This window comes from Pseudomonas sp. S2_C03 (assembly GCF_054668405.1).
Genome location: NZ_CP162766.1, coordinates 2276775 through 2297807, shown reverse-complemented (window position 1 = coordinate 2297807; position 21033 = coordinate 2276775). Strand labels below are relative to the sequence as shown.

18 protein-coding genes are annotated in these 21033 nt (G+C 61.2%); 6 read left to right on the top strand and 12 right to left on the bottom strand.

Features of this window, described 5'->3' with window-relative positions:
• Positions 1-34: 34 nt before the first annotated feature.
• Genes proX (AB4N64_RS10440) through AB4N64_RS10430 form a run of 3 tightly spaced genes read right to left on the bottom strand, consistent with a single transcriptional unit; the run spans position 35 to position 3278 of the window.
• Positions 35-1063 carry a glycine betaine/L-proline ABC transporter substrate-binding protein ProX gene (proX, locus tag AB4N64_RS10440; RefSeq protein WP_169866563.1) on the bottom strand — a complete coding sequence of 343 codons (1029 nt, stop codon included), beginning with the start codon at positions 1061-1063 and terminating at the stop codon, positions 35-37.
• Between the two features lie 56 nt (positions 1064-1119).
• On the bottom strand, positions 1120-2073 hold the full coding sequence (gene proW / locus AB4N64_RS10435) for a glycine betaine/L-proline ABC transporter permease ProW (protein ID WP_169866562.1): 954 nt from the start codon (positions 2071-2073) through the stop codon (positions 1120-1122).
• A gap of 44 nt (positions 2074-2117) precedes the next feature.
• On the bottom strand, positions 2118-3278 hold the full coding sequence (locus AB4N64_RS10430; RefSeq protein WP_169866561.1) for a quaternary amine ABC transporter ATP-binding protein: 1161 nt from the start codon (positions 3276-3278) through the stop codon (positions 2118-2120).
• A gap of 282 nt (positions 3279-3560) precedes the next feature.
• On the opposite strand from AB4N64_RS10430, the gene AB4N64_RS10425 reads away from it, so the two are divergent.
• The gene (locus tag AB4N64_RS10425) at positions 3561-4538 is read left to right on the top strand and encodes a LysR substrate-binding domain-containing protein (protein WP_169866560.1); all 978 of its coding nucleotides are present in this window, start codon (positions 3561-3563) and stop codon (positions 4536-4538) included.
• Between the two features lie 128 nt (positions 4539-4666).
• On the opposite strand, the gene AB4N64_RS10420 is transcribed toward AB4N64_RS10425, so the two are convergent.
• The 4 genes from AB4N64_RS10420 to AB4N64_RS10405 form a co-directional block, all read right to left on the bottom strand.
• The gene (locus AB4N64_RS10420; RefSeq protein WP_169866559.1) at positions 4667-5635 is read right to left on the bottom strand and encodes an NAD(P)-dependent oxidoreductase; all 969 of its coding nucleotides are present in this window, start codon (positions 5633-5635) and stop codon (positions 4667-4669) included.
• A gap of 10 nt (positions 5636-5645) precedes the next feature.
• On the bottom strand, positions 5646-7037 hold the full coding sequence (locus AB4N64_RS10415; RefSeq protein WP_169866558.1) for an NAD(P)/FAD-dependent oxidoreductase: 1392 nt from the start codon (positions 7035-7037) through the stop codon (positions 5646-5648).
• 265 nt (positions 7038-7302) lie between these two features.
• Positions 7303-7641: a RidA family protein gene (locus tag AB4N64_RS10410; protein WP_169866557.1), complete on the bottom strand. Its 339-nt coding sequence runs from the start codon at positions 7639-7641 to the stop codon at positions 7303-7305.
• Positions 7642-7651: 10 nt separating this feature from the next.
• Complete coding sequence (locus AB4N64_RS10405; RefSeq protein WP_169866556.1) at positions 7652-8002, bottom strand: cupin domain-containing protein; 351 nt, start codon at positions 8000-8002, stop codon at positions 7652-7654.
• Between the two features lie 222 nt (positions 8003-8224).
• Between AB4N64_RS10405 and AB4N64_RS10400 the strand changes: the two genes are divergently transcribed.
• The 5 genes from AB4N64_RS10400 (at position 8225) to AB4N64_RS10380 (ending at position 13652) form a co-directional block, all read left to right on the top strand.
• Complete coding sequence (locus AB4N64_RS10400; RefSeq protein WP_262387712.1) at positions 8225-9142, top strand: quaternary amine ABC transporter ATP-binding protein; 918 nt, start codon at positions 8225-8227, stop codon at positions 9140-9142.
• 28 nt (positions 9143-9170) lie between these two features.
• Positions 9171-10124 (top strand): glycine betaine/L-proline ABC transporter permease ProW, encoded by a 954-nt coding sequence (proW, locus tag AB4N64_RS10395; RefSeq protein WP_169866555.1) that lies wholly within the window; start codon positions 9171-9173, stop codon positions 10122-10124.
• Between the two features lie 55 nt (positions 10125-10179).
• On the top strand, positions 10180-11217 hold the full coding sequence (gene proX, locus AB4N64_RS10390; RefSeq protein WP_169866554.1) for a glycine betaine/L-proline ABC transporter substrate-binding protein ProX: 1038 nt from the start codon (positions 10180-10182) through the stop codon (positions 11215-11217).
• 67 nt (positions 11218-11284) lie between these two features.
• Positions 11285-12613: a dimethylsulfonioproprionate lyase DddP gene (gene dddP, locus AB4N64_RS10385; protein WP_460125082.1), complete on the top strand. Its 1329-nt coding sequence runs from the start codon at positions 11285-11287 to the stop codon at positions 12611-12613.
• A gap of 160 nt (positions 12614-12773) precedes the next feature.
• Positions 12774-13652 (top strand): DMT family transporter, encoded by an 879-nt coding sequence (locus tag AB4N64_RS10380; protein ID WP_169866552.1) that lies wholly within the window; start codon positions 12774-12776, stop codon positions 13650-13652.
• A gap of 512 nt (positions 13653-14164) precedes the next feature.
• Here the strand turns inward: AB4N64_RS10380 and AB4N64_RS10375 are convergent.
• The 5 genes from AB4N64_RS10375 to AB4N64_RS10355 all read right to left on the bottom strand — a co-directional run bounded on the left by AB4N64_RS10375 (position 14165) and on the right by AB4N64_RS10355 (position 21019).
• The gene (locus tag AB4N64_RS10375; protein WP_169866551.1) at positions 14165-15292 is read right to left on the bottom strand and encodes an FAD-binding oxidoreductase; all 1128 of its coding nucleotides are present in this window, start codon (positions 15290-15292) and stop codon (positions 14165-14167) included.
• 4 nt (positions 15293-15296) lie between these two features.
• Entirely contained in the window at positions 15297-16553 is a 1257-nt protein-coding gene (locus AB4N64_RS10370; RefSeq protein WP_169866550.1) for an aromatic ring-hydroxylating oxygenase subunit alpha, read from the bottom strand.
• 120 nt (positions 16554-16673) lie between these two features.
• Complete coding sequence (locus tag AB4N64_RS10365) at positions 16674-17639, bottom strand: LysR substrate-binding domain-containing protein (RefSeq protein ID WP_460125077.1); 966 nt, start codon at positions 17637-17639, stop codon at positions 16674-16676.
• Positions 17640-17801: 162 nt separating this feature from the next.
• Entirely contained in the window at positions 17802-19445 is a 1644-nt protein-coding gene (locus AB4N64_RS10360; protein WP_460125074.1) for an acetolactate synthase large subunit, read from the bottom strand.
• A gap of 125 nt (positions 19446-19570) precedes the next feature.
• The gene (locus AB4N64_RS10355; protein WP_460125071.1) at positions 19571-21019 is read right to left on the bottom strand and encodes an aldehyde dehydrogenase family protein; all 1449 of its coding nucleotides are present in this window, start codon (positions 21017-21019) and stop codon (positions 19571-19573) included.
• Positions 21020-21033 lie beyond the last annotated feature (14 nt).

The window sequence follows — 21033 nt, the reverse complement described above, 5'->3', positions numbered from 1 at the left end:
CTGCGAAGGGCCGGGAATCAACAGTGGGTGGCGATCAGTTCTTGGCTTGCATCGCTGCGGCCCGCGAAGCCTTCAGCCATTCATCAAACTGGGCGCGATGCGCCTGTACCCATTCCTTGGCGTGGCGGGTGATGTCCTTGGGCTTTTTCTCGCCTTCCTGCATTTTGAGGTTCTGCGTGCTCTCGTCGTCAGTGGTGATTTGCACCAGCGAGAGGAACTTGAGGGCCGCCGGGTTTTCCTGGGCGAATTCCTTGTTCAGCACCGCTTCGACCTTGTCCACGGCAAAGCCCAGGTTTTTGCCCTTGTACATGGTGTTCACGTCGTTCTTGCCGCCCGGCAAATCGGTCTTCGGCACTTCCAGCCAGACCACGTCCTTGTCTTCGACCAACACGCTGGCGATCCATTGCGGTACCCAGGTGAAGTAGAAGACCGGCTTGCCTTCCTTGTAGCGGGTGATGGTGTCGGCCATCAGCGCGAAGTACGAGCCTTGGTTCACGGTGATGGATTTTTCCAGGTCATACGCCTTCATGTGGTGGGCGATCACCAGCTCGCAACCCCAACCCGGGTTACAGCCAGTCATGTCGGCCTTGCCGTCGCCGTCGGTATCAAAGAGCTTGGCGATCTCCGGCTTTTTCATGTCGGTGATGTACTTGATGTTGTATTTGTCCGCGGTCTTCTTGTCGATCAGGTAGCCCTGGAGCACGCCCGGGAGGATGTCGCCGGCCTTGACCATGGTCTTGTCGCCACCCGCCTTCTGGTAGAACTCGTCATGTAGCTGATCCCACAGGTGCACGGTGAAGTCGGCATCGCCGGCAGACAGCGCCATCATCATCACGCCGTACTCGGTTTCTTTCGGTTCCTGCACGTTGTAGCCCAGCTCGCGCAAGCCCTCCATCGCCACCTCGCCACGGAAGCGTTCCTCGGCAATCGAGGGGAAGATCGGCGTGACCTTGACCCCTTCGCCGGGTTTGTCAGGCGAGGCGACAGCGGTCAGCGCGGCCAGGGTGAAGGTGACAGCGCCAGCGCACTGGAGCAGGTTGCGGGTGAATGTGCGGTTCAACATCATCACGTACCTTTTAGTGGTTGTTATCGGTGTACGGCAGATTCAAAAGTGCGGCGTCAGGCGGTCTTGCCAGCGACATCGACTGGCTTGTTACCGGTCAGGCGCATCAGCACGCCAACAGGGCCTGTGTGGTACCAGCGTTTGCTCGGGTCAGCGTTGGTGCGTGCGCCCATGGCCTGGGTCAGGCGATCCAGGAAGATCGCCAGCAGGACCAGACCGATGCCGCCGACGGTGGCCAGGCCCATGTCGAGCCGGCCGATGCCACGCAAGACCATCTGGCCCAGGCCGCCCACGGAGATCATCGAAGCGATCACCACCATCGACAGCGACAGCATCAGGGTCTGGTTGAGGCCGGCCATGATGGTCGAGGTGGCCAGCGGCAATTGCACGCGGGTCAGCATCTGGCGTGGCGTGCAGCCGAAGGCGCGGGCGGCTTCGATCTTGTCTTCGGGCACCTGGCGGATGCCGAGGTTGGTCAGGCGCACCAGCGGCGGCAGCGCAAACACGATGGTCACCAGTACGCCGGGGACGTTGCCGATGCCGAACAGCATCACCACCGGCACCAGGTAGACGAAGGCGGGCAAAGTTTGCATGGCGTCGAGGATCGGCCGGATGACTTTTTCCAGTCGGTCACTGCGGGCGCAGACAATGCCCAGCGGGATGCCAATCAAGGCGCAAAAGAACACCGAAGTCAGCACCAGCGCCAGGGTGGTCATGGACTCGGACCACACGCCGATCAGGCCCAGCAGCGTCAAGGTGACGAAACACAACGCGGACATGCGCTTGCCCGCCAGCTGCCAACCGAGCAGCGACGACAGGATGATGCCGATGCTCGGCGGGATGCTTTGCAGCGTGTATTCGATGCCGTTGAGCACCTGGTCAATCGGCCAGCGGATGGCGCGGAAGACCTCACGGAAATTCTGCACCATGTAGTTGAGTACCGTTTCCACCCAGTCCCCCAAGGGAATGGTCAGGGTCTGGAACGGGTCGAGAAAGCTGAAATCGGACATTGTGGCTACCTCTTCAAAAGGATGCGGGTCAAAGACGCAGGCGCTTAGTGGCGGCTCAGGGTCTGCAACAACTGGTTCTTCGACACGGTGCCCTTGAAAAAGCCATCACGGTCGAGCACCGGGACCGGGTAGGGGAGGTTTGCGGCGATATCCAGCACGTCGTGCAACGGCGTGTCGACGTACACGGGTTGCTGTTCGTGCAGGCTGTAACGATCACCGGCCGACACGCCGCTTTCGTCGGTGTTGACCACACCGAGCAAATGGCCCCGGTCGTCGATCAGGTAGCCAAAGGCCGCGCACGCCTTGAACTGCGGTGCCTTGCCGTTGACCCGGCAGACTGTCTCGGGATCCAGCTGGGCGACGTCGCCGGCCTTGAGCACCCGAGAGCTGTCGAACCCCTTGAAGAAGTTGCGCACGTATTCGTTGGCCGGCTGGTTGATCAGTTCTTGCGGGGTGCCGATCTGCACCACACGACCGCCTTCCATGATCGCGATGCGATGGCCGATGCGGATCGCTTCCTCGATGTCATGGGAGATGAAAATGATGGTGCGTTGCTGCTCGGCTTGCAGGCGGATCAACTCACCCTGCATCTCGCTGCGGATGAGCGGGTCCAGCGCCGAGAACGCTTCGTCCATCAGCAGGATGGTCGGATCGTTGGCCAGCGCACGGGCCAAGCCAACGCGCTGTTGCATACCGCCAGACAGCTGATGCGGATAGCTGTGCTCATGGCCGGCCAGGCCGACCTGGGCGAGGGCTTCTTTCGCCCGGCAATGCCGCTCACTTTCACTGACGCCGGAAATCTCCAGGCCGAAGGCGGTATTTTCCAGCACGCTCATGTGCGGCATCAGCGCGAAGGACTGGAACACCATGCCCATTTCCTTGCGGCGCACGTCGAGCAACGCCTTGTCGCTCAGGCCAGTGATTTCCTTGCCATTGAGATGGATGCTGCCGGAGGTGGGCTCGATCAGGCGGTTGAACAAGCGCACCATGGTCGACTTGCCCGAGCCGGACAGGCCCATGATCACGAAGATCTCGCCACGCTTGACCGAGAAACTGGCGTCGAAGACGCCGACTACATGGCCGGTCTTCTGGAATATCTCGTTCTTGTCGGCACCGTTGTTCAGCATCTTCATGGCCAGGTCCGGGTTCGGACCGAAGACCTTGAAGATGTTCTTGACCGAAAGAATCTCTTCGGGATGGCTCATACGACCCTCTTTTTATGTTTATAACCACTGTTAACCCTTGCTGGCCGAGAGCTGGCGCTCGCAATCAGCATGAATACATTGGCAGTCCGTTCGAAATACGAACGTGAGTCAGTCCTTGATGCAGTTCAATCAGCTCCAGTGCATCAGTACGCTTGTGCATTTTTTACAGGCGCTCTGGAAGCAGAGGCTGTTGTTGCATTTGCTTTGGCTTGCAGACAGTCTAGAGCCGGGCCCGCCGGCCAGAAATCGACATTTTTTGCGGTCTATTGATTACCTGGTGTTATGGTTAAACATACTGAACCCGATCAGACGCTGATCAAGATGCCCTCGCTGCGAGCCGTCAAAGCCTTTGTGGCCGCAGCCCGCTATCAGAATTTCACCCGTGCCGCCGAAGCGCTGTGCGTGACCCAGGCCGCCATCAGCCGGCAGATCCGCGAGCTTGAGGATCACCTGGGTGCCGAGCTGTTCAACCGCGCCGGCCGGGCGGTTGAGCTGACTTCGGCGGGGTCGATCTTCTATGATGCGGTGCAGTTATCCTTCACCAACATCGCCCAGGCGGCGGAGCGCATCAGCAGCAATACCAATTCCAAGCATGTGGTAACCCTGTGCTGCTCGCAGGCGTTCGCCAACCTGCTGTTGTTGCCCCGGCTGCCGAGCTTTTTCGAAGCGCACCCCGAGATCGACCTGAACCTGGTGGTCACGCAGAACTTCCTGACCATGGAAAACGGCGTGCACCCGGATCTGATCATCTGCAAGTTGATCAAGAGCCACGACGGCTACCACAGCCAGCCGCTGATGCATGACCAGATCTACCCGGTGTGCTCGCCGCTGTACCTTGAGCAGCATCCCGAACTGCGCACGGTCCACGACCTGCGTGACGGCGCGTTGCTTAACCTGAGTCCGTTCGGCCGTTCACAGGTCGCCGAACACGTCGACTGGAGCGTATGGCTCGCGTACCACGACATCGACCTCAAGGCGCGGCCAGCAGACAGCCCGCCATTTTTCAATGCCAACGACTATAACTTGCTGATCCAGCTGGCCCTGAACCACCAGGGCGTGGTGCTGGGCTGGAATCATCTGGTGGGGCATCTGGTCAAGACGGGCGTGCTGGTGCGCCCCGTGGAGCAGATGATGGTGTTGCAGGATTCCAAGCACTACCTGAGCTTCAACGAAGACAAGCAGCACGACGCTGGTTGCCGGCGATTGCATGAGTGGTTGCTGGGGGAATTCGGGGATGATTTCGGGCAGGGGCTGGACTGATAACGCTGGATCATTACCGGTGTTCGTTAACGATGACGCGGGCTGTCTGGATGCCCGCGGTGTCTGGTCTTCTATCGCGACGGTTCGACGCCTCGACAGGCTCGCTCCCACAATGGGTCCCGTCAACGCTAGGCGCTACGGATCCTTCTGCTCGTCTGCTGCCGGGCGACGAACTCGCTGATGTTGTCCACCGCGCTGTCCATCAATTGCTGCATGGCGTCTTCGCTGCTCCAGGCGATGTGCGGGTTGAGCAGGAAGTCGTCACGCTCGATCAGGCTGAACAGCGGGTTGCTCGGGTGCAGCGGCTCGTGTTCCACCACATCCAGTGCCACGCCACCGAGTCGGCCATTCTCCAGCGCTGCGATCAATGCCGCTTCGTTGACCACGCCGCCACGCCCGGTGTTGACCACCACCGCGTCGGGCTTCATCAACGCCAGTTGCTCGGCATCGATCAGGTTGTAGGTTTCGGGCGTCAGCGGGCAGTTGATCGACAGCACGTCGCAGGTTCTCAGCAGCTCAGCCAATGGCCGGCAATCCGGTCCTGCGCGTTTGCCGCCGCGGTCCTCGAACAACACCTGCATGCCAAATGCTCGCGCCAGATGTGCTACGCGCAGGGCGATCGGACCGCTGCCGATAATCGCCAGATGCTTGTCGCGCACATCGCGGATGCGGTGGTTGAAGTAAATGTTCTGGTACTCGGCCTCGCCGGCATGCACCTGGCGCATCAGCCGGGTAAATGCCGCCGGACGGCGGAACAGTTCCAGGATCATCGCCAGGCAGTGTTCGGCCACGGTGTTGGCCGCATAGCCCGGCACGCTGGACACCTGGATGCCATGGGCATCGCAGTAGTCAACGTCGACGATGTCGCGCCCAGTCAGGGCCAGCGAAATCATCTTCAGCTTCGGCAATTGGCGCAGGTGTTCTTCGCGCAGCGGCACGCTGCAGGTCAGGGCAATCGTCGCATCCTTGAGATGCTCCACTACCTGCTCCGGCCGGGTGTAGGCGTATTGCTGCCAGCCATGCTTGAAGACTGGACGCTTGAGACGGGTCGAAGGCGCCAGGGCATCGTCGTCGAGAAAAACAATCTGTTCACTCACGATCAAATCCTTATTTCTTTTGCGCCGGCACATAGCCGGCCGGGGCCATGGCAACCAACTGACGGGTGACGAAACCCGCATCCTGATCGTGATCTTCCAAGGATTCCTTGCGCACCAGGGCGTCACGCACCATGTGGGCGCCAAAGAAGCGAAACGGCTCTGGCGGCAGCAACTTCATACGCTGATTGACCAGGCCGCAGTTGGCCCACTCATCATTGGCATGCTCGACCAGGGACTTGATGATGCGGCTGGCGAACACGGTAGTCGCCACGCCGTTGCCGGAGAAACCGATGCCGTAGGCGATGTTCTGGTGATGATCGAGGTAGCCGAAGTTCGGCAAGCCTTTCATAGCACGGTCGATCGGCCCGGTCCAACTGCTGACGATCGGCACGCTGGACAGCTGCGGGTAAAGGCGGCGCAACTCTGCCGCGACTTTGTCTGCCGCCGGCGAAGGTTTCTCGTACAGGTTGCCAATACGCCCGGCGAAGGCGAACTGACCCAGCGGCTTGCCAAACACCACGCGGCCGTCGGGGGTATTGCGCCAGTAGTTGAGCACGGTGCGCGAGTCGGTCATGCATTCGCCGCCGCTGAAACCGATGGCATCCAGGCGGGCTTTCACCGGTGCGGTAGCCACCATGTCACTGGACATGATCGCGATCATCCGCCGAAGCTCGGGGAAACGCGCCCCCCAGGCATTCATCGCCAGTACCACACGGTCGGCACGCACGGCGCCACGCTCGGTGTGTACCACCGGGTTCTTGCCTTGCTCCAGCCGGGTCAGCGGGCTCTTTTCATAGATCTTCACGCCCAGCTTCAGGGCGACCCTACGCAGGCCACGGGCGAGCATGGCCGGTTGCACGGTGGCGGCGTTGGGGTCATAGATGCCACCGACCACCAGCGGCGAGCCAACCCGGCCCTGGATCGTGTGGCGGTCCATTTCCTGGAACGGGTTGACACCCAGGCCCTGCAAGCCTTCGGTGAGCACCCGCCAGGAATTCATCTGCCGCGGGTTGGTGGCGGTCCACAGCCAGCCGTGCTTGCGGTACTGGGCGTCGATGCCGTGCTCTTCGCAGAAGCTGCCGATTTCGTCGATGGCGGATTCCGCTGCCTCACAGATGCGCCGCGCCTCCACGTCCCCGCAGATGGTACGCAGCGACAGGTATTTGCCCCACCAGTTGGTGGCCACGCCGCCGTTACGACCGCTGGCGCCCGCACCGCAGCGGTCGCGCTCGACGATGACGATGTTCTTTTCCGGACTGACCTGTTTCAAGCGAATGGCCGACCACAAGCCAAGATAGCCGCCGCCGACGATACACACGTCCGCTTGAATCGATTCCTGCAGGGCAGGGGCCAGGTCGTTATCCAGGTCAAGCGCCTGGGCATACCAGAATCCACGGTACATAAGGGGTGCCTTCAGCCGATGTTGTTTTGTGCGTACATGATGCGCAGCGGGGGAAGGGGCGCACTATGATGCGGGGGACAATTGATATGAGGATGGTGCGTCGGGGAGAGATAGTTCTGAAAACGATGTCGGGCTGACCGGAACCGAAACTGTAGGAGCGAGCATGCTCGCGATGGAGTATCAGACACCGCTGGGTATCAGGTTTCCCGCGTTATCGTTGACGACCATCGCGAGCATGCTCGCTCCTACAGTGGAACTATGTAGCTTAAATCTGTCCGAACGCCTGGATTTCGATGCGGTACTCGGGCGCCGCCAGCGCTGCGCCGACACACGTCCGCACCGGCGGTTGATCACCGACCCACGCGTCATACACGTCATTCATCGCGGCAAATTCGCCCATGTCCGCCAGCCAGATCTGCATGCGGGTGAGGTTGGCCTTGCCCGCGCCGATCTGTGCCAGCCACTGTTCCAGTTGCGCCAGTACACAGCGGGTCTGTGCGGCGATGTCGCCGGGTTCCAGCGCGACAATACCGGACGTCTCGATGCGCCCATCCACCACCACCATCTGACTGGCCCGTGGGCCTGGGTTGATGCGTTCGATCATCTCGGGCTCCTCAGAACAGCACGTAGGTTTTGCGCAGGCTTTCGCGGATGTCCCACACGCCTTCGCAGTTATCCGGGAACAGCACCGCGTCGCCAGCGCGAAGTTCCACCGGCTCGCCACCGTCCGGGGTGAAGGTGCACCAGCCGCTGACGATGTGGCTGAACTCGCGACTTTTCAGGTGGCGACGGAACATCCCGGGGCTGCTTTCCCAGACGCCGATGCTGGCGCTCACGGCATCGTCCGTCTGGGCCTGACCGGTGGCGGCCACGGCAATGGGTTCGCCAATCGGCAGGCGCGCCGGTGAGTGTTCGCCCAGTGCGGAAGCGGCGGCGTTGCGAACGACGGTAAGGACTTGGCTCATGGTGTTTCCTTGTTGTGGGAGGCGATCGGGCAAGCGGTCGGTACTTTTGCATTGCCCCCAACGGCCTGCATATAACGGGAAGGACCAGTCATTGAACGTCGTGTCGCAGCCGGCCGATTTCGGTGCCGAGATAATACAAATTGACCGGCTCATACAATCCAGCTGAGAGCCACCGGGATAGAGTTCATCACGTTCGATCAATAAAGATAAAAAGAGGGTCGCATGAACCAGACCGAAGAAATTCTCTCGGTAAGGAATATTTTCAAGGTGTTCGGGCCGCGCCCGGACCTGGCCATGAAGATGCTGAAAAACGGTGCCGACAAGAACGAGATCTTCAAGAAGACCGGGCATGTGGTCGGCGTGTTCGACGCCAGTTTCTCGGTCAAGCGCGGCGAGATCTTCGTGATCATGGGCCTGTCCGGTTCCGGCAAATCGACCATGGTGCGCCTGTTCAACCGCCTGATCGAACCCACCAGCGGCAGCATCCACCTCAACGGCAAGGAAATCACCGGTCTGAGTGACAAGGCGCTGCTGGACGTGCGCCGCAAGGAAATGGGCATGGTGTTCCAGTCCTTCGCCCTGATGCCACACATGAGTGTGCTGGAAAACACCGCATTCGGGCTGGAGATTTCCGGTGTCAGCGAAAGCGAGCGGCACTGCCGGGCCAGGGAAGCCCTGGCGCAAGTGGGTCTCGCCGGACAGGAATTCAGTTACCCGCACCAGTTATCCGGCGGCATGCAGCAACGAGTGGGCCTGGCCCGTGCACTGGCCAACGATCCGACCATCCTGCTGATGGACGAGGCGTTCTCGGCGCTGGACCCCTTGATCCGGAGCGAAATGCAGGGCGAGCTGATCCGCCTGCAGGCCGAGCAGCAACGCACCATCATCTTCATTTCCCACGACATCGAAGAAGCCGTACGCATCGGCCATCGCATCGCGATCATGGAAGGCGGCCGAGTGGTGCAGATCGGCACGCCGCTGGAGCTGATCGAGCAGCCGGCCAACGACTATGTGCGTGCGTTCTTCAAGGGCTTTGACGTGTCACGGGTACTCAAGACGGGCGATGCGGCGCCGCTGGACCCGGCGACGGTCTGCCGCGTCTGCCGCAAGGAACTTGAACTCGCCCACACCCACCACTGAGCGCCCCGACAAAAAGAGGTAAGCCACGATGTCCGATTTCAGCTTTCTCGACCCGTTCCAGACCCTGACCATTCCGTTGGGGGACTGGGTGGAAAGTGTCCTGAACTACATGGTGCAGCATTTCCGCGAGGTGTTTCGCGCGATTCGCTGGCCGATTGACCAGGTGCTTAACGGCATCGAATACACATTGCAAAGTATTCCGCCGAGCATCGGCATCATCCTGTCGTCGCTGCTCGGTTGGCAGCTGGCAGGCAAGCGCATGGCCGCGTTATGTCTTGTCACGCTGACGCTGCTGGGCCTGATCGGCGTGTGGTCGGAGTCCATGACCACCCTGGCCCTGGTGCTGACCTCCGTGTTCTTTTGCGCCTTGATTGGCATCCCGCTGGGTATTGTTTGCGCCCGCAGCGACCGGCTCGAACGGGTGATACGTCCAATCCTCGACGCCATGCAAACCTTGCCCGCGTTCGTCTACCTGGTGCCGGTGGTGATGCTGTTCGGTATCGGCAACGTACCGGGTGTACTGGTGACCATCGTCTTTGCGCTGCCACCGCTGGTGCGCCTCACCAACCTCGGCATCCGCCAGGTGCCGGAAGACAAGATCGAAGCCGCCCGCGCCTTTGGCTGCACGCCACGGCAGATGCTGTCCCGCGTGCAATTGCCGCTGGCCACCTCGACCATCATGGCCGGCCTCAACCAGACCCTGATGCTGTCGCTGTCGATGGTGGTGATCGCTTCAATGATCTCCGTGGGCGGCCTGGGCCAGATGGTCTTGCGTGGCATCGGCCGGCTGGACATGGGCCTGGCCACTGTTGGCGGCATTGGCCTGGTGCTGCTCGCCATTTTCCTCGACCGCCTGACTCAAGCCATGGGCGCGCGCACCAGTGCCGACCCGAGCAAACGCTGGTACCAGACCGGGCCCGTGGGCGTGCTGATGCGCCTGGTCGGTGCCGGGCAACCCGCAGGACGGCGCGAAACCGCCTGAGATTCACCGCTCTATCTGCCGCAACCCACACAACAATCACAAAAGGTAAGCGAAGATGTTCGAGTCCACATTCACCCGCCGTGTCCTGCAATGCGCCTCTGCCGTGGCGTTCAGCGTGGTCTGCCTGGGCGCCAGCGCCACGGTGGACAAACCGGGGGAGGGGGTGAAAATCACCCCGGCGTTCCCGACCGTCGATGAAGAGCGCTTCCGTGGCGAAGTGGCCCTGGCCGGTCTGCGCGAGCTGGGCTACAAGGTCCAGAAACCGAAGGAAACCGAATACGCCACCATGGTCCTGGCCGTCGGTTTCGGCGATGCTGATTTCACCGTCAACGCCTGGGACAAACTGCACGCAGCGTTCTACCAGAAGGCCGGTGGTGACGAGAACATGGTCAAGGTGGGCAACGTCTTGCCCGGCGTGCTGCAGGGTTATCTGATCGACAAGAAAACCGCCGACCAATACAACATCAAGTACATCACGGACATGAAAAAACCGGAGATCGCCAAGCTGTTCGACACCGACGGTGACGGCAAGGCCGACATGACCGGTTGCAACCCGGGTTGGGGCTGCGAGCTGGTCATTGCCCACCAGATGAAAGCCTACGACCTGGAAAAATCCATCCACGTGAACCAGGGTTCTTACTTCGCCCTGATGGCCGACACCATCACCCGCTTCAAGGAAGGCAAGCCGGTTTTTTATTACACCTGGATTCCCCAGTGGGTGGCCGGGGTGATGGTGGAAGGACGTGACGTGGTCTGGCTACAAGTGCCCAAGACCGACCTGCCCGGTGGTGATAACACGCTCGACACCACCTACGAGGGCAAGAACCTGGGCTTTGCGCTCGATAAGGTCCAGGCGCTGGTCAACCGCAAGTTCGCCGACAAGAATCCGGCGGCAGTGAAGTTCCTGTCACTGATGCAGATCCCGGCAGCGGACGAGAGTGCCGAGAACCTGAAGATGCAGCAGGGCGAGAAGTCCATGGCGGACATCCAGCGTCATGCCAAGGAGTGGATCGCCGCGCATCAGGAGCAGTTCGACGGTTGGGTGAAAGCGGCGCGGGAAACCGGCTCCCAGGCCACTCAAGCCAGTAATTGATGTGAAGGCCAGGCCCTGATTGTCGCGATTGGGGCCGCACCATAACGATAAGGATGACGCCTTAGCCATGATGAGTTCGCCTTTTTCGATTCCCTCGGAAAACCGCCGCATCGACCCCGCCCGCCAACGCGCCGACGGCTCGCCGGACGACAACGATCGTACCGAGATCGGCCCCACGCCCCTGGCCTTCGCCGAATGGGCGCAACAAGGCCTGCAAGCGCCCAATCTCGCGAGCCTGCGCGAGTTTCGCCTGCAACGGATCAAGGAACAATTGGTTGCCCGGGACCTGGCCGGCATTCTGCTGTTCGACCCGCTGAACATCCGCTACGCCACCGATACCACCAACATGCAGCTGTGGACCACTCACAACCCGGCCCGCGCCTGCTTCGTGGCCGCCAGCGGGCATATGACGCTATGGGACTTCCATGGCTGCGATCACCTGTCCGCGCACTTGCCGCTGATCACCGAGCTGCGCAGCGGTGCGTCGTTTTTCTACTTCGAAACTGGCGACCGCACCGAGCAGCACGCCAGGCGCTTCGCCGCACAGGTCGACGATTTGCTGCGTACCCACGGCGGCGCCAACCGTCGGCTGGCGGTGGATCGCATCGAAGTCGCCGGTTTGCGTGCCCTCGAAGCCCTCGGCGTAGAGGTCAGCAGTGGCCAGGAAGTGACGGAACACGCACGGGTGATCAAGGGCCCGGACGAAATCCGCGCCATGCGCTGCGCGGTGGCGGCCTGCGAAGCCTCGATCGCCGAGATGCGCCAGGCCATGCGCGCCGGGGCCACCGAAAACGACGTGTGGTCGGCGCTGCACGCCGGCAACATCCGCCGCGGCGGCGAGTGGATCGAGACCCGTATCCTCAGCTCCGGCCCTCGTACCAACCCCTGGTACCAGGAGTCCGGCCCACGGGTACTCAGCGACGGCGACCTGCTGTCCTTCGACACCGACCTGATCGGCGTTTACGGCATGTGCGTGGACATGTCGCGCAGCTGGATCTGTGGTGACCGCGAACCCACCCCGGAGCAAAAACGTCTCTACCGCATCGCCCATGAACACATCAGCTTCAACACCGAACTGGTCCGCCCGGGCGTCGGCTTCACTGAACTGACCCGCCTGGCTCACCGCCTGCCACAATCCTGCCGGGCACAGCGCTATGGCGTGATGTTCCATGGCGTCGGCCTGTGCGACGAATACCCATGCATCCGCTACCCCGAAGACGTCGACTCCTACGGCTACGAAGGCGTGCTGGAGCCAGGCATGGCGCTGTGCGTCGAGGCCTACATCGGCGAAGTCGGCGGCCGTGACGGCATCAAGCTGGAGAACCAGTTGCTGGTGACCGAGGACGGCTGCGAGGTGCTGACGCGGTATCCGTTTGAAAGCAGTTTCCTTATGTGATGAATACGCCGATAACGATTGTTTCTGCAGAACAGGACAACGCCGTCCCGCAACCGCTCAACGGCTAGTTGACTAACCGCCTTATCCCCTTGAGAGTGGCACCCACCCCATCCTGCGCGCATCTGCCCACCGACGGCGGGTGCTGGAGCATCTCACGATCATGAGCACCGTAGCAGAACCCTTGAGTGAAGTGGGGCGCGCGAAAAGCAACCGCCTGGGCATCGGCCTGTGCCTGATGTCGATGTTCGTGTTTGCCGCCCAGGACGGGATTACCAAGATCCTGGTCAAGGACTTGCCAGTGTCGCAGTTGATCATGGTGCGCTACTGGTTCTTCCTGTTGTTCGCCCTTTGTTTCGTGCACGTGAAGGGCGGGTTGCGCAGCGCCGTGAAAAGCGGTCATCCGTGGCTGCAACTGAGTCGGTCGTTGATTGCGGTATTCGACATCATGGTCTTTGGCCTGGCGCTGCGCTTTCTGGGGCTTGCCGAGACGCACGCGATCTATGCGATTTTCCCGCTGCTGACCATGGGCCTGGCGGCGTTGCTGCTGGGCGAACGGGTCAGCCCGCGCCAATGCGTAGCAGGGCTGATCGGCTTTGCCGGCACGCTGATCATTCTCCAGCCAGGCATGGGTGTGTTCAGCGTCACCTCGCTGATACCGCTGGTGGGTGCGGTGATGTTCGCCTTCTTCAGCGTACTGACGCGCAAGATCAGCGCGGTCGACAGTTTCAGCACCAACATGCTGTACATGGGATTGTGGGGAGCCGTGGCTTCGACCCTGTTCGCCGCGCCGCAATGGGTAACACCTTCTTCGACCGAGTGGGGACTGCTGCTGGTATTGTCGGTGAGCGGGGTGATCGCGCAGTTGTTGCTGTTGCAGTCATTGAAGTACGCGGCGGCGGTGACCTTGCAGCCGTTCAACTATTCGTTGCTGCTGTTTGCCTCGGTGTTTGGGGTGACATGGTTCGGTGAGACCTTGGCTACGTCGTTGGTGATTGGGGCGTTGCTGGTGGTGTTGGGCGGGATCTATGCGTTCAGATAACGGTAGGAGCGAGCATGCTCGCGATGAACTGGAAAACGCCGCTGGACGCCAGACAGCCCGCGTTATCGTTGACGACCATCGCTAGCATGCTAGCTCCTACAGGGTGGGTGTCGTACCTCAATCTCCCACTGTAGGAGCGAGCATGCTCGCGATGTATTGGAAAACGCCGCTGGGCGCCAGACAGCCCGCGTTATCGTTGACGACCATCGCTAGCAAGCTAGCTCCTACAGGGTGGGCGTCGTACCTCAATCTCCCACTGTAGGAGCGAGCTTGCTCGCGATGTATTGGAAAAACGCCGCTGGGTGTCAGACAACCCGCGTTATCGTTGACGACCATCGCTAGCAAGCTAGCTCCTACAGGGTGGGCGTCGTACCTCAATCTCCCACTGTAGGAGCGAGCTTGCTCGCGATGGATTGGAAAACGCCGCTGGGCACCAGACAGCCCGCGTTATCGTTGACGACCATCGCTAGCAAGCTAGCTCCTACAGGGGACGTGGTGTTCAGGCGATGTATTCAGAGATCGATCACCAAATCCGAAGTGGGCCGGCTGCAGCACAGCAGGCGCAGGCCCTTGTCGATTTCGCGCTGGCGGATGCCGCCGTTGTGGTTCATTTCGACGCTGCCTTCAAGCACCGCAGTCTTGCAGGTGCCGCATACGCCCTGGCTGCATGAGGAGGGCACCACGGCGCCGGCTTTCTTGGCCGCCGACAGCACGGTCTGTTCTGCGGTCATGGTGAACGCCTTGCCCGATCGGGCCAGGCGCACGGTGAAGGTGCCCTGTGCCTGGCCCGGTTCGGCTCTCGGGGCAGGCTCGACCGGTGCCTCGGCACTGATGTCGAAGCTTTCCTGGTGATAACGCGCCAGGTCGAAACCGGCGCCCCCGAGCAGGGCCTTGGCCGCGTCCATGTACCCTTTCGGACCGCAGGTGAACACCGAGCGCTCCATGAAATCGGGGATGCGCCGTTGCAGTTCGTCAATCGACAGGCGACCGATCGGCCCGGTCCAGTCCGGTTCGTCGCCCAGGTCTTCACAGAAAAACAGTGTGCGCAGGCGTGGCATGGAACGCTCCAGGCGTGCCAGTTCGTCACGAAAAATGATGTCCTTGGGCGTGCGGGCACTGTGGACGAAGACAATGTCCAGGTCCGCATGCAGGTCGGCAGCAGCACGGGTCATGGCCATCAGCGGAGTGATGCCGGAACCGGCGGACAAGTACAGCAGCTTGCGTGCAGGCCCCGCTATCGGCGTGAAAATGCCCGCCGGGCCCGAGGCCGTCATGGCATCGCCAGCCTTGAGGTTGTCGTGCAGCCAGTTGGACACCGCACCACCGGGCACACGCTTGACCGTGATGGAAAAGGTGAACGGTCGCGTCGGGGTCGACGACAGGGTGTAGCAGCGCGAAATGACCTGCTGGTCGATCACCGGCGAGAGGGTGAGGAACTGCCCCGGCTCGTAGGCCAGGGCCGGGTAGTCGGGACTGTGGAAGGTGAAGGTCTTGACGTCATGGGTCTCATTCACGACGCTCAGGCATTCGATGCGTTTGCTCTCGCCACTGGCCCACTGGGCGCCGTGGGCGGCCCAATGGTCAGTGTCGGCAAAGCGCTGGTCGGCACGCAGGCTGGCGATATTCTCGAAGACAGTCATCACGTTACACCCCATGGACGGCGAGGCGGTCGCTGTACCAGCGAAGGAACTGGTCTACGTACGGCTCGGTGAATTCGGAGTAGGGGCCCGGAATGTACGCCGGGTCCTGGGTGCCGCTGTGGGTGATGGCCACCAGGTCGGCATCCTGTTTGGTCGTGGCCACCCACACTTCGGTCAGACGCTGCACGTCGTAGTCGACACCTTCGACGGCGTCCTTGTGCACGAGCCATTTGGTCCGCACCAGGGTGCGGTCCGGCGACAGCGGTATGATCCAGCTGATCATCGCGTGGTCACTCATGACATGGGCCCAGGAGTTGTTGCCCCACAAGTGCGTATCACCAAGATCCTTGCGGGTGAGGTTGCCCAGCAATTTGGTGCAGGCGACCTTGGTGTCCAGTGTCTGCGATTCGCCACTGCCGGCGATGATCATGCGCTGGGTGCGGAACTGGGTGGCAGCATCGCCGTCCAGGTATTCGAACGCCTCGTAGAGGTGACCGTCGCGGGCCCAATCCGCTTCGATTCCGGCCTTTCGCACTTGATAAGCGTCATACGAAGCGCGGGCTTCTTCGCTCATTTCTTCAAGACTGACACCCAAGTCTTCGGACTGATAAGAAACAAGTAGTTCCGGATGCGTACCCGTACAGTGATAACACTCGCGATTATTCTCCATCACCAACTTCCAGTTGCCGTTCTCGATATAGTCAAGTTCATGGGCAATGCGGGTATTGGTCAGGTCAAAAGGGGCAAAACGCGCGCCCATGACTTCTTCCTGGACGGCAATATCGGCAGGTGCTTCGTCACTCAGGCAAACGAATACGTGCGTGCCGATAACCTTGCAGTGCACCGGGATCAGGCTGCGGCACTTGGGATCGAAACCCTTGCCCATGTGCGCGGCATGCTTGAGGCTGCCGTCCAGGTCGTAGGTCCACTGGTGATACGGACACACCAGCATGCCCACCGTGGATTTGCCCGGCTGTTTCAGGCGAGCGCCGCGGTGGCGGCAGACATTGCGATAGGCGCGGACCTGTTCGTCGTCATCGCGCAAGACCATGATCGACGACTTGCCGATGTCAGTGGTGAACACATCGCCGGGTTCGGCGACATCCGCCGTCACGGCGACCAATATCCAGTGCTTGGTGAAAAATACATCGAGGTCGGTTTCGAATATGTCCTGGCGACTGAATACTTCGCCGGGCATGCCAAAACCAGGTTGCCGAGAAGTAATAACTTCGCGGTGAGACTTGATAGGCGCAATGCTCATTATTATTCCTCACGCACTTTTCTTGTAATGGGTCGTAACTAATACAAGTGTTGTAAGGATTATCTAAGTGGGTCAAAACACCGTCAATGCGCCTATTTTTACCGTTCGCATTACATTAAGTTATGAGTTCGTTTTTGACCGTGCCGACAGTGCCTGAAGTGGGGCACGGTCCTGCAGCCAGCGGATAATGGCCCAGGCTTCAGGTGTTGCCGTGCGTCCATGGGGGATGATCGCGTAATAGGCATCGGTCGGCCGTACGGTAAACGGTTCGAGGCGGATCAACTCGCCGCTTTCCAGCAAATGCTCGACCACACGCCCCCAGCCCAGCCCGATGCCGTGGCCATGCAACGCGGCGTGCACCATGTCGGCGTGCAGGTTGCCGCGCAGGGTGAAGTGCAGTTTATGGTTGATCAAGCCCAGCCGCTTGAACCAGCCTTGCCAGTTCATCCAGCCCTCTGTGGTCGAATCTGAATCGAGCAGGCCGGCCGCCGCCAGTTCGATCAGGGTGGTGGGCACCGGATGGCGCGCCAGCCAAGCGGGGGAGCAGACCGGGAATATTTCTTCCTCGAACAGCAGGATTGCCTCGCCATCCTGCCACTGGCCGTTGCCGTAGCGAATGTACAGGTCGGCGTCCTGGGTGCGCAGGTCGCCAGTGAACATCTGGGTCGCCAACCCCAGCTGGATATCGGGCAGGACCTCGCGCAACGCGGCCAGTCGCGGCATGATCTGGAACTGCGAAAACGAGGCGGTGACGCCGAGGCTGACTTCCCGCCGGCCACCTTCCTGGTTGATCTGGTCGAAAACCGTGGCGATTTTTTGCAGGGACTCGGAAATGATCGCGAACAGTGCCTGGCCTTCGTTGGTCAGGTCGATGGAGCGGTGCAGGCGATGGAACAATTGGGCGCCGACGTTCTCCTCGAGCATCTTCACCTGTTTGCTCACCGCCGCCTGGGTCACGCCCAGCTCCTTCGCGGCCAGGGTGAAGCTTTTCAGACGCGCCACGGATTCGAATTGGAGCAGGGCGGTCATCGACGGGATGATGCGCCGGTAGCCTTTATGGCGGGTGTCGGGGTCCTGGGTTTTCAATGGTTGTTGTTCTCGAAGGTTTATTCGTCTGCACACGGCCGCCTGTAGGAGCGAGCATGCTCGCGATGGTCGTTAACGATGACGCTAGATTCCAGATGCCCAGCGGTGTCTGGACTACCATCGCGAGCATGCTCGCTCCTACAGGTGTGGGTGAGATTAGATCTAGACCGCCAAACTGCGCTCACGCAACTCGCTATTGAGAATCCGGTCATTCTCGCTGTAGTCCACCGGGCAATCGATCACATGCACGCCCGGCGTCTTGATGCAGTGTTCGAGCAACCCCAGGAAGCCTTCGGCGCTTTCCACTCGATGGCCGTGGGCGCCGTAGGCCTCGGCATATTTGACGAAGTCCGGGTTGCCATAATCCAGGCCGAAATCGGTGAAACCCATGTTCGCCTGTTTCCAGCGGATCATGCCGTAGCCGTCGTCGCGCAGGATCACCACGGTCAGGTGCATGCCCAGTCTTACCGCCGTTTCCAGCTCCTGGCTGTTCATCATGAAACCGCCATCGCCGCACACCGAAACCACCGGGCGATCAGGATGCACCAGATGCGCCGCCATCGCCGACGGCAGGCCGGCGCCCATGGTTGCCAGGGCGTTGTCGAGCAGCACGGTGTTGGGTTTGTGCGCCTTGTAGTTACGGGCGAACCAGATCTTGTAGATACCGTTGTCCAACGCCACGATGCCTTCGGACGGCAATGCACGGCGGATGTCGGCGACCAGCCGCTGCGGGTACACCGGGAAGCGGTCGTCGTCGGCGCCTTCGGCGATCTGCGTTTCGTTGGCCTCGCGGATCGTCATCAGGCGAGTGAAGTCCCAGTGCGACGTGTCGTTCAGTGCTTCACCTATCTGCCACACGGCGTTCGCGATGTCGCCGATCACTTCGATCTGCGGGAAGTACACCGCATCCACCTCGGCGGAACGGAAGTTGATATGGACCACCTCGGTTCCACCGCGCACCATAAAGAACGGAGGTTTCTCGATCACGTCATGGCCGATGTTGACGATCAGGTCCGCCGCTTCCACCGCGCGATGGACAAAATCGCCGGCTGACAGCGCCGCATTGCCGAGAAAACGCGGATGACGCTCATCGACCACGCCCTTGCCCATCTGGGTCGTGATGAATGGGATGCCGGTCTTGTCGATCAGTTGTTTGAGTACCTTGGCGGTCATCTTGCGGTTGGCGCCGGCGCCGATCACCAGGATCGGGCTGCGGGCGGTGCGCAGTTTGTCGACGGCGGCTTCCACCGCCTTGTTTTCCGCCAACGGCCGGCGATGCAGGCTTGGCGGGATCGGGAGGCTCTCGGTCTGCTCGGCGGCGATGTCTTCCGGCAGCTCGAGGTGCACGGCGCCGGGCTTTTCTTCTTCGGCGAGGCGGAAGGCCTCGCGCATGCGCGCCGGGATGTTATCGGCGGAAGCGAATTGGTGGGTGTACTTGGTGATCGGCGCCATCATCCCGCACACATCGATGATCTGGAACCGGCCTTGCTTGGACTTCTTGATCGGCTTCTGCCCGGTGATCATCATCATGGGCATGCCGCCCAGGTACGCATAGGCGCTGGCAGTCACCAGGTTGGTGGCGCCGGGCCCCAGCGTCGAGAGGCTGACACCGGTTTTGCCGGTGAGGCGCCCGTAGGTGGCGGCCATGAAGCCGGCGGACTGTTCATGGCGGGTCAGCACCAGCTTGATCTTCGACTTGCGCAGGGACTCCAGCAGGTCGAGGTTTTCCTCGCCGGGAATGCCGAATACATACTCGACACCTTCGTTTTCCAGGCATTGCACAACGACATCGGCAGCCTTGGCCATTTGCGTGTTACCTCTTGCAGTCTCAAGGGGGGATGGGGCTGCCACGCAGCTTAGCGCGACGCCGTTGCACCCGGGCACTGAAAAACGACACCCGGGTAGAGCGCAACGGCGTCACGATCAGGTCCTCACGCCAACTGGTAGGTGGTTTTTACCCGAGTGAAGAACTGCCGCGCATGGGTGCCTTGCTCCCGCGAGCCCAGGCTGGAGGCGCCATTGCCGCCGAAAGGCACGTGATAATCCACCCCGGCGGTGGGCAGGTTGACCATCACCATGCCCGCGGAACTGTTGCGCTTGAAATGTTCGGCATGGCGCAGCGAGGTCGTGACGATACCGGCGGACAGGCCGAACGCAGTGTCTTCGGACGCCGTGAAGGCTTCATCGTAATCACGGACCTTGAGCACGCTCAGCACCGGGCCGAAGATTTCTTCCCGATAGATGCGCATGTCCGGGGTCACGTCGGTGAACAGCGCGGGTGTGAAAAAGTGCGCACCTTCGGGGTTTTCGATACGCTCGCCACCGCACACCAGCGTCGCGCCTTGCTCGACACCGCTGGCCACGTACGACAGGTTCTGCTCCAGTTGGCGGGCATCGACCACCGGCCCGATATCGGTCGAGGCTTGCAACGCATCGCCAACCTTGAGCGCGCGGGTGCGCTCGGCCAGGCGTGCCACGAACGCGTCATGAATGCCCTGGGTGACTATGACCCGGGAACTGGCGGTGCAGCGTTGGCCGGTGCTGTAGAACGAGCCGTTGAGTGCCACGTCGACGGCTTGTTCCAGATCGGCATCGTCCAACACGATCAGCGGGTTCTTGCCGCCCATTTCCAGCTGTACTTTCTTCATGCCGTCGGCGGCGAGGCGGGCGATCTGTCGCCCCGTCTGCTCGGAGCCAGTGAAGCTGATGCCGTCGACCCACGGCGAGCGAATCAGTGTATCGCCGACGCTGCGACCCGGACCGATCAACAGGTTGAATACGCCAGCCGGCAGCCCGGCTCGGGAAATGATCTCTGCCAGCGCCCAGGCCGAGGACGGCACCAGCTCAGCCGGTTTGAACACCACGCAATTGCCAAAACATAGGGCCGGGGCGATTTTCCAGGCCGGAATGGCGATGGGGAAATTCCACGGCGCGACGATGCCGATCACGCCCAGAGGCTGGGTAAACACGTCAATACCGACGTCCTGGCGCACCGACTGGTATTTCTCTCCCTCGGCGCGCAAGGCTTCCTGGGCGTAGAACTTGAACGAGCGACCGGCGCGGTCGACTTCGCCCAGCGCTTCACGAACAATCTTGCCTTCTTCGCGGGCCAGCAGGATGGCCAGTTCTTCGCGGCGCGCCAGAATCTCGCTGCCGATGAAGTCCAGCGAATCGGCCCGTTGCTGCGGGTTGCTGCGCGCCCAGGCGGGCTGCGCTCGGCGGGCAGCGGCGATGGCCTGTTCGGTGAGTGCCTGGTCGGCGCGCACGAAGCGCTCGATCACTTCGTTTGGGTTGGACGGGCTGCGGTTGTCCAGCAGGTCGCCGCCGTCTGTGGGGACGAAGGCGCCATCGACGTAGCTGCTCTTGGTGACGGGGTTCATGCGCGGCAAATCCT

Excerpts from the sequence above, each read along its gene's own strand:
- AB4N64_RS10370 (WP_169866550.1), bottom strand. The coding sequence starts at position 16,553 with ATGAGCATTGCGCCTATCAAGTCTCACCGCGAAGTTATTACTTCTCGG.
- AB4N64_RS10430 (WP_169866561.1), bottom strand. The coding sequence starts at position 3,278 with ATGAGCCATCCCGAAGAGATTCTTTCGGTCAAGAACATCTTCAAGGTC.
- AB4N64_RS10415 (WP_169866558.1), bottom strand. The coding sequence starts at position 7,037 with ATGTACCGTGGATTCTGGTATGCCCAGGCGCTTGACCTGGATAACGAC.
- proW (WP_169866562.1), bottom strand. The coding sequence starts at position 2,073 with ATGTCCGATTTCAGCTTTCTCGACCCGTTCCAGACCCTGACCATTCCC.
- proX (WP_169866563.1), bottom strand. The coding sequence starts at position 1,063 with ATGTTGAACCGCACATTCACCCGCAACCTGCTCCAGTGCGCTGGCGCT.
- AB4N64_RS10360 (WP_460125074.1), bottom strand. The coding sequence starts at position 19,445 with ATGGCCAAGGCTGCCGATGTCGTTGTGCAATGCCTGGAAAACGAAGGT.
- AB4N64_RS10400 (WP_262387712.1), top strand. The coding sequence starts at position 8,225 with ATGAACCAGACCGAAGAAATTCTCTCGGTAAGGAATATTTTCAAGGTG.
- AB4N64_RS10410 (WP_169866557.1), bottom strand. The coding sequence starts at position 7,641 with ATGATCGAACGCATCAACCCAGGCCCACGGGCCAGTCAGATGGTGGTG.
- AB4N64_RS10425 (WP_169866560.1), top strand. The coding sequence starts at position 3,561 with ATGGTTAAACATACTGAACCCGATCAGACGCTGATCAAGATGCCCTCG.
- dddP (WP_460125082.1), top strand. The coding sequence starts at position 11,285 with ATGATGAGTTCGCCTTTTTCGATTCCCTCGGAAAACCGCCGCATCGAC.
- proW (WP_169866555.1), top strand. The coding sequence starts at position 9,171 with ATGTCCGATTTCAGCTTTCTCGACCCGTTCCAGACCCTGACCATTCCG.
- AB4N64_RS10355 (WP_460125071.1), bottom strand. The coding sequence starts at position 21,019 with ATGAACCCCGTCACCAAGAGCAGCTACGTCGATGGCGCCTTCGTCCCC.
- proX (WP_169866554.1), top strand. The coding sequence starts at position 10,180 with ATGTTCGAGTCCACATTCACCCGCCGTGTCCTGCAATGCGCCTCTGCC.
- AB4N64_RS10375 (WP_169866551.1), bottom strand. The coding sequence starts at position 15,292 with ATGACTGTCTTCGAGAATATCGCCAGCCTGCGTGCCGACCAGCGCTTT.
- AB4N64_RS10405 (WP_169866556.1), bottom strand. The coding sequence starts at position 8,002 with ATGAGCCAAGTCCTTACCGTCGTTCGCAACGCCGCCGCTTCCGCACTG.
- AB4N64_RS10380 (WP_169866552.1), top strand. The coding sequence starts at position 12,774 with ATGAGCACCGTAGCAGAACCCTTGAGTGAAGTGGGGCGCGCGAAAAGC.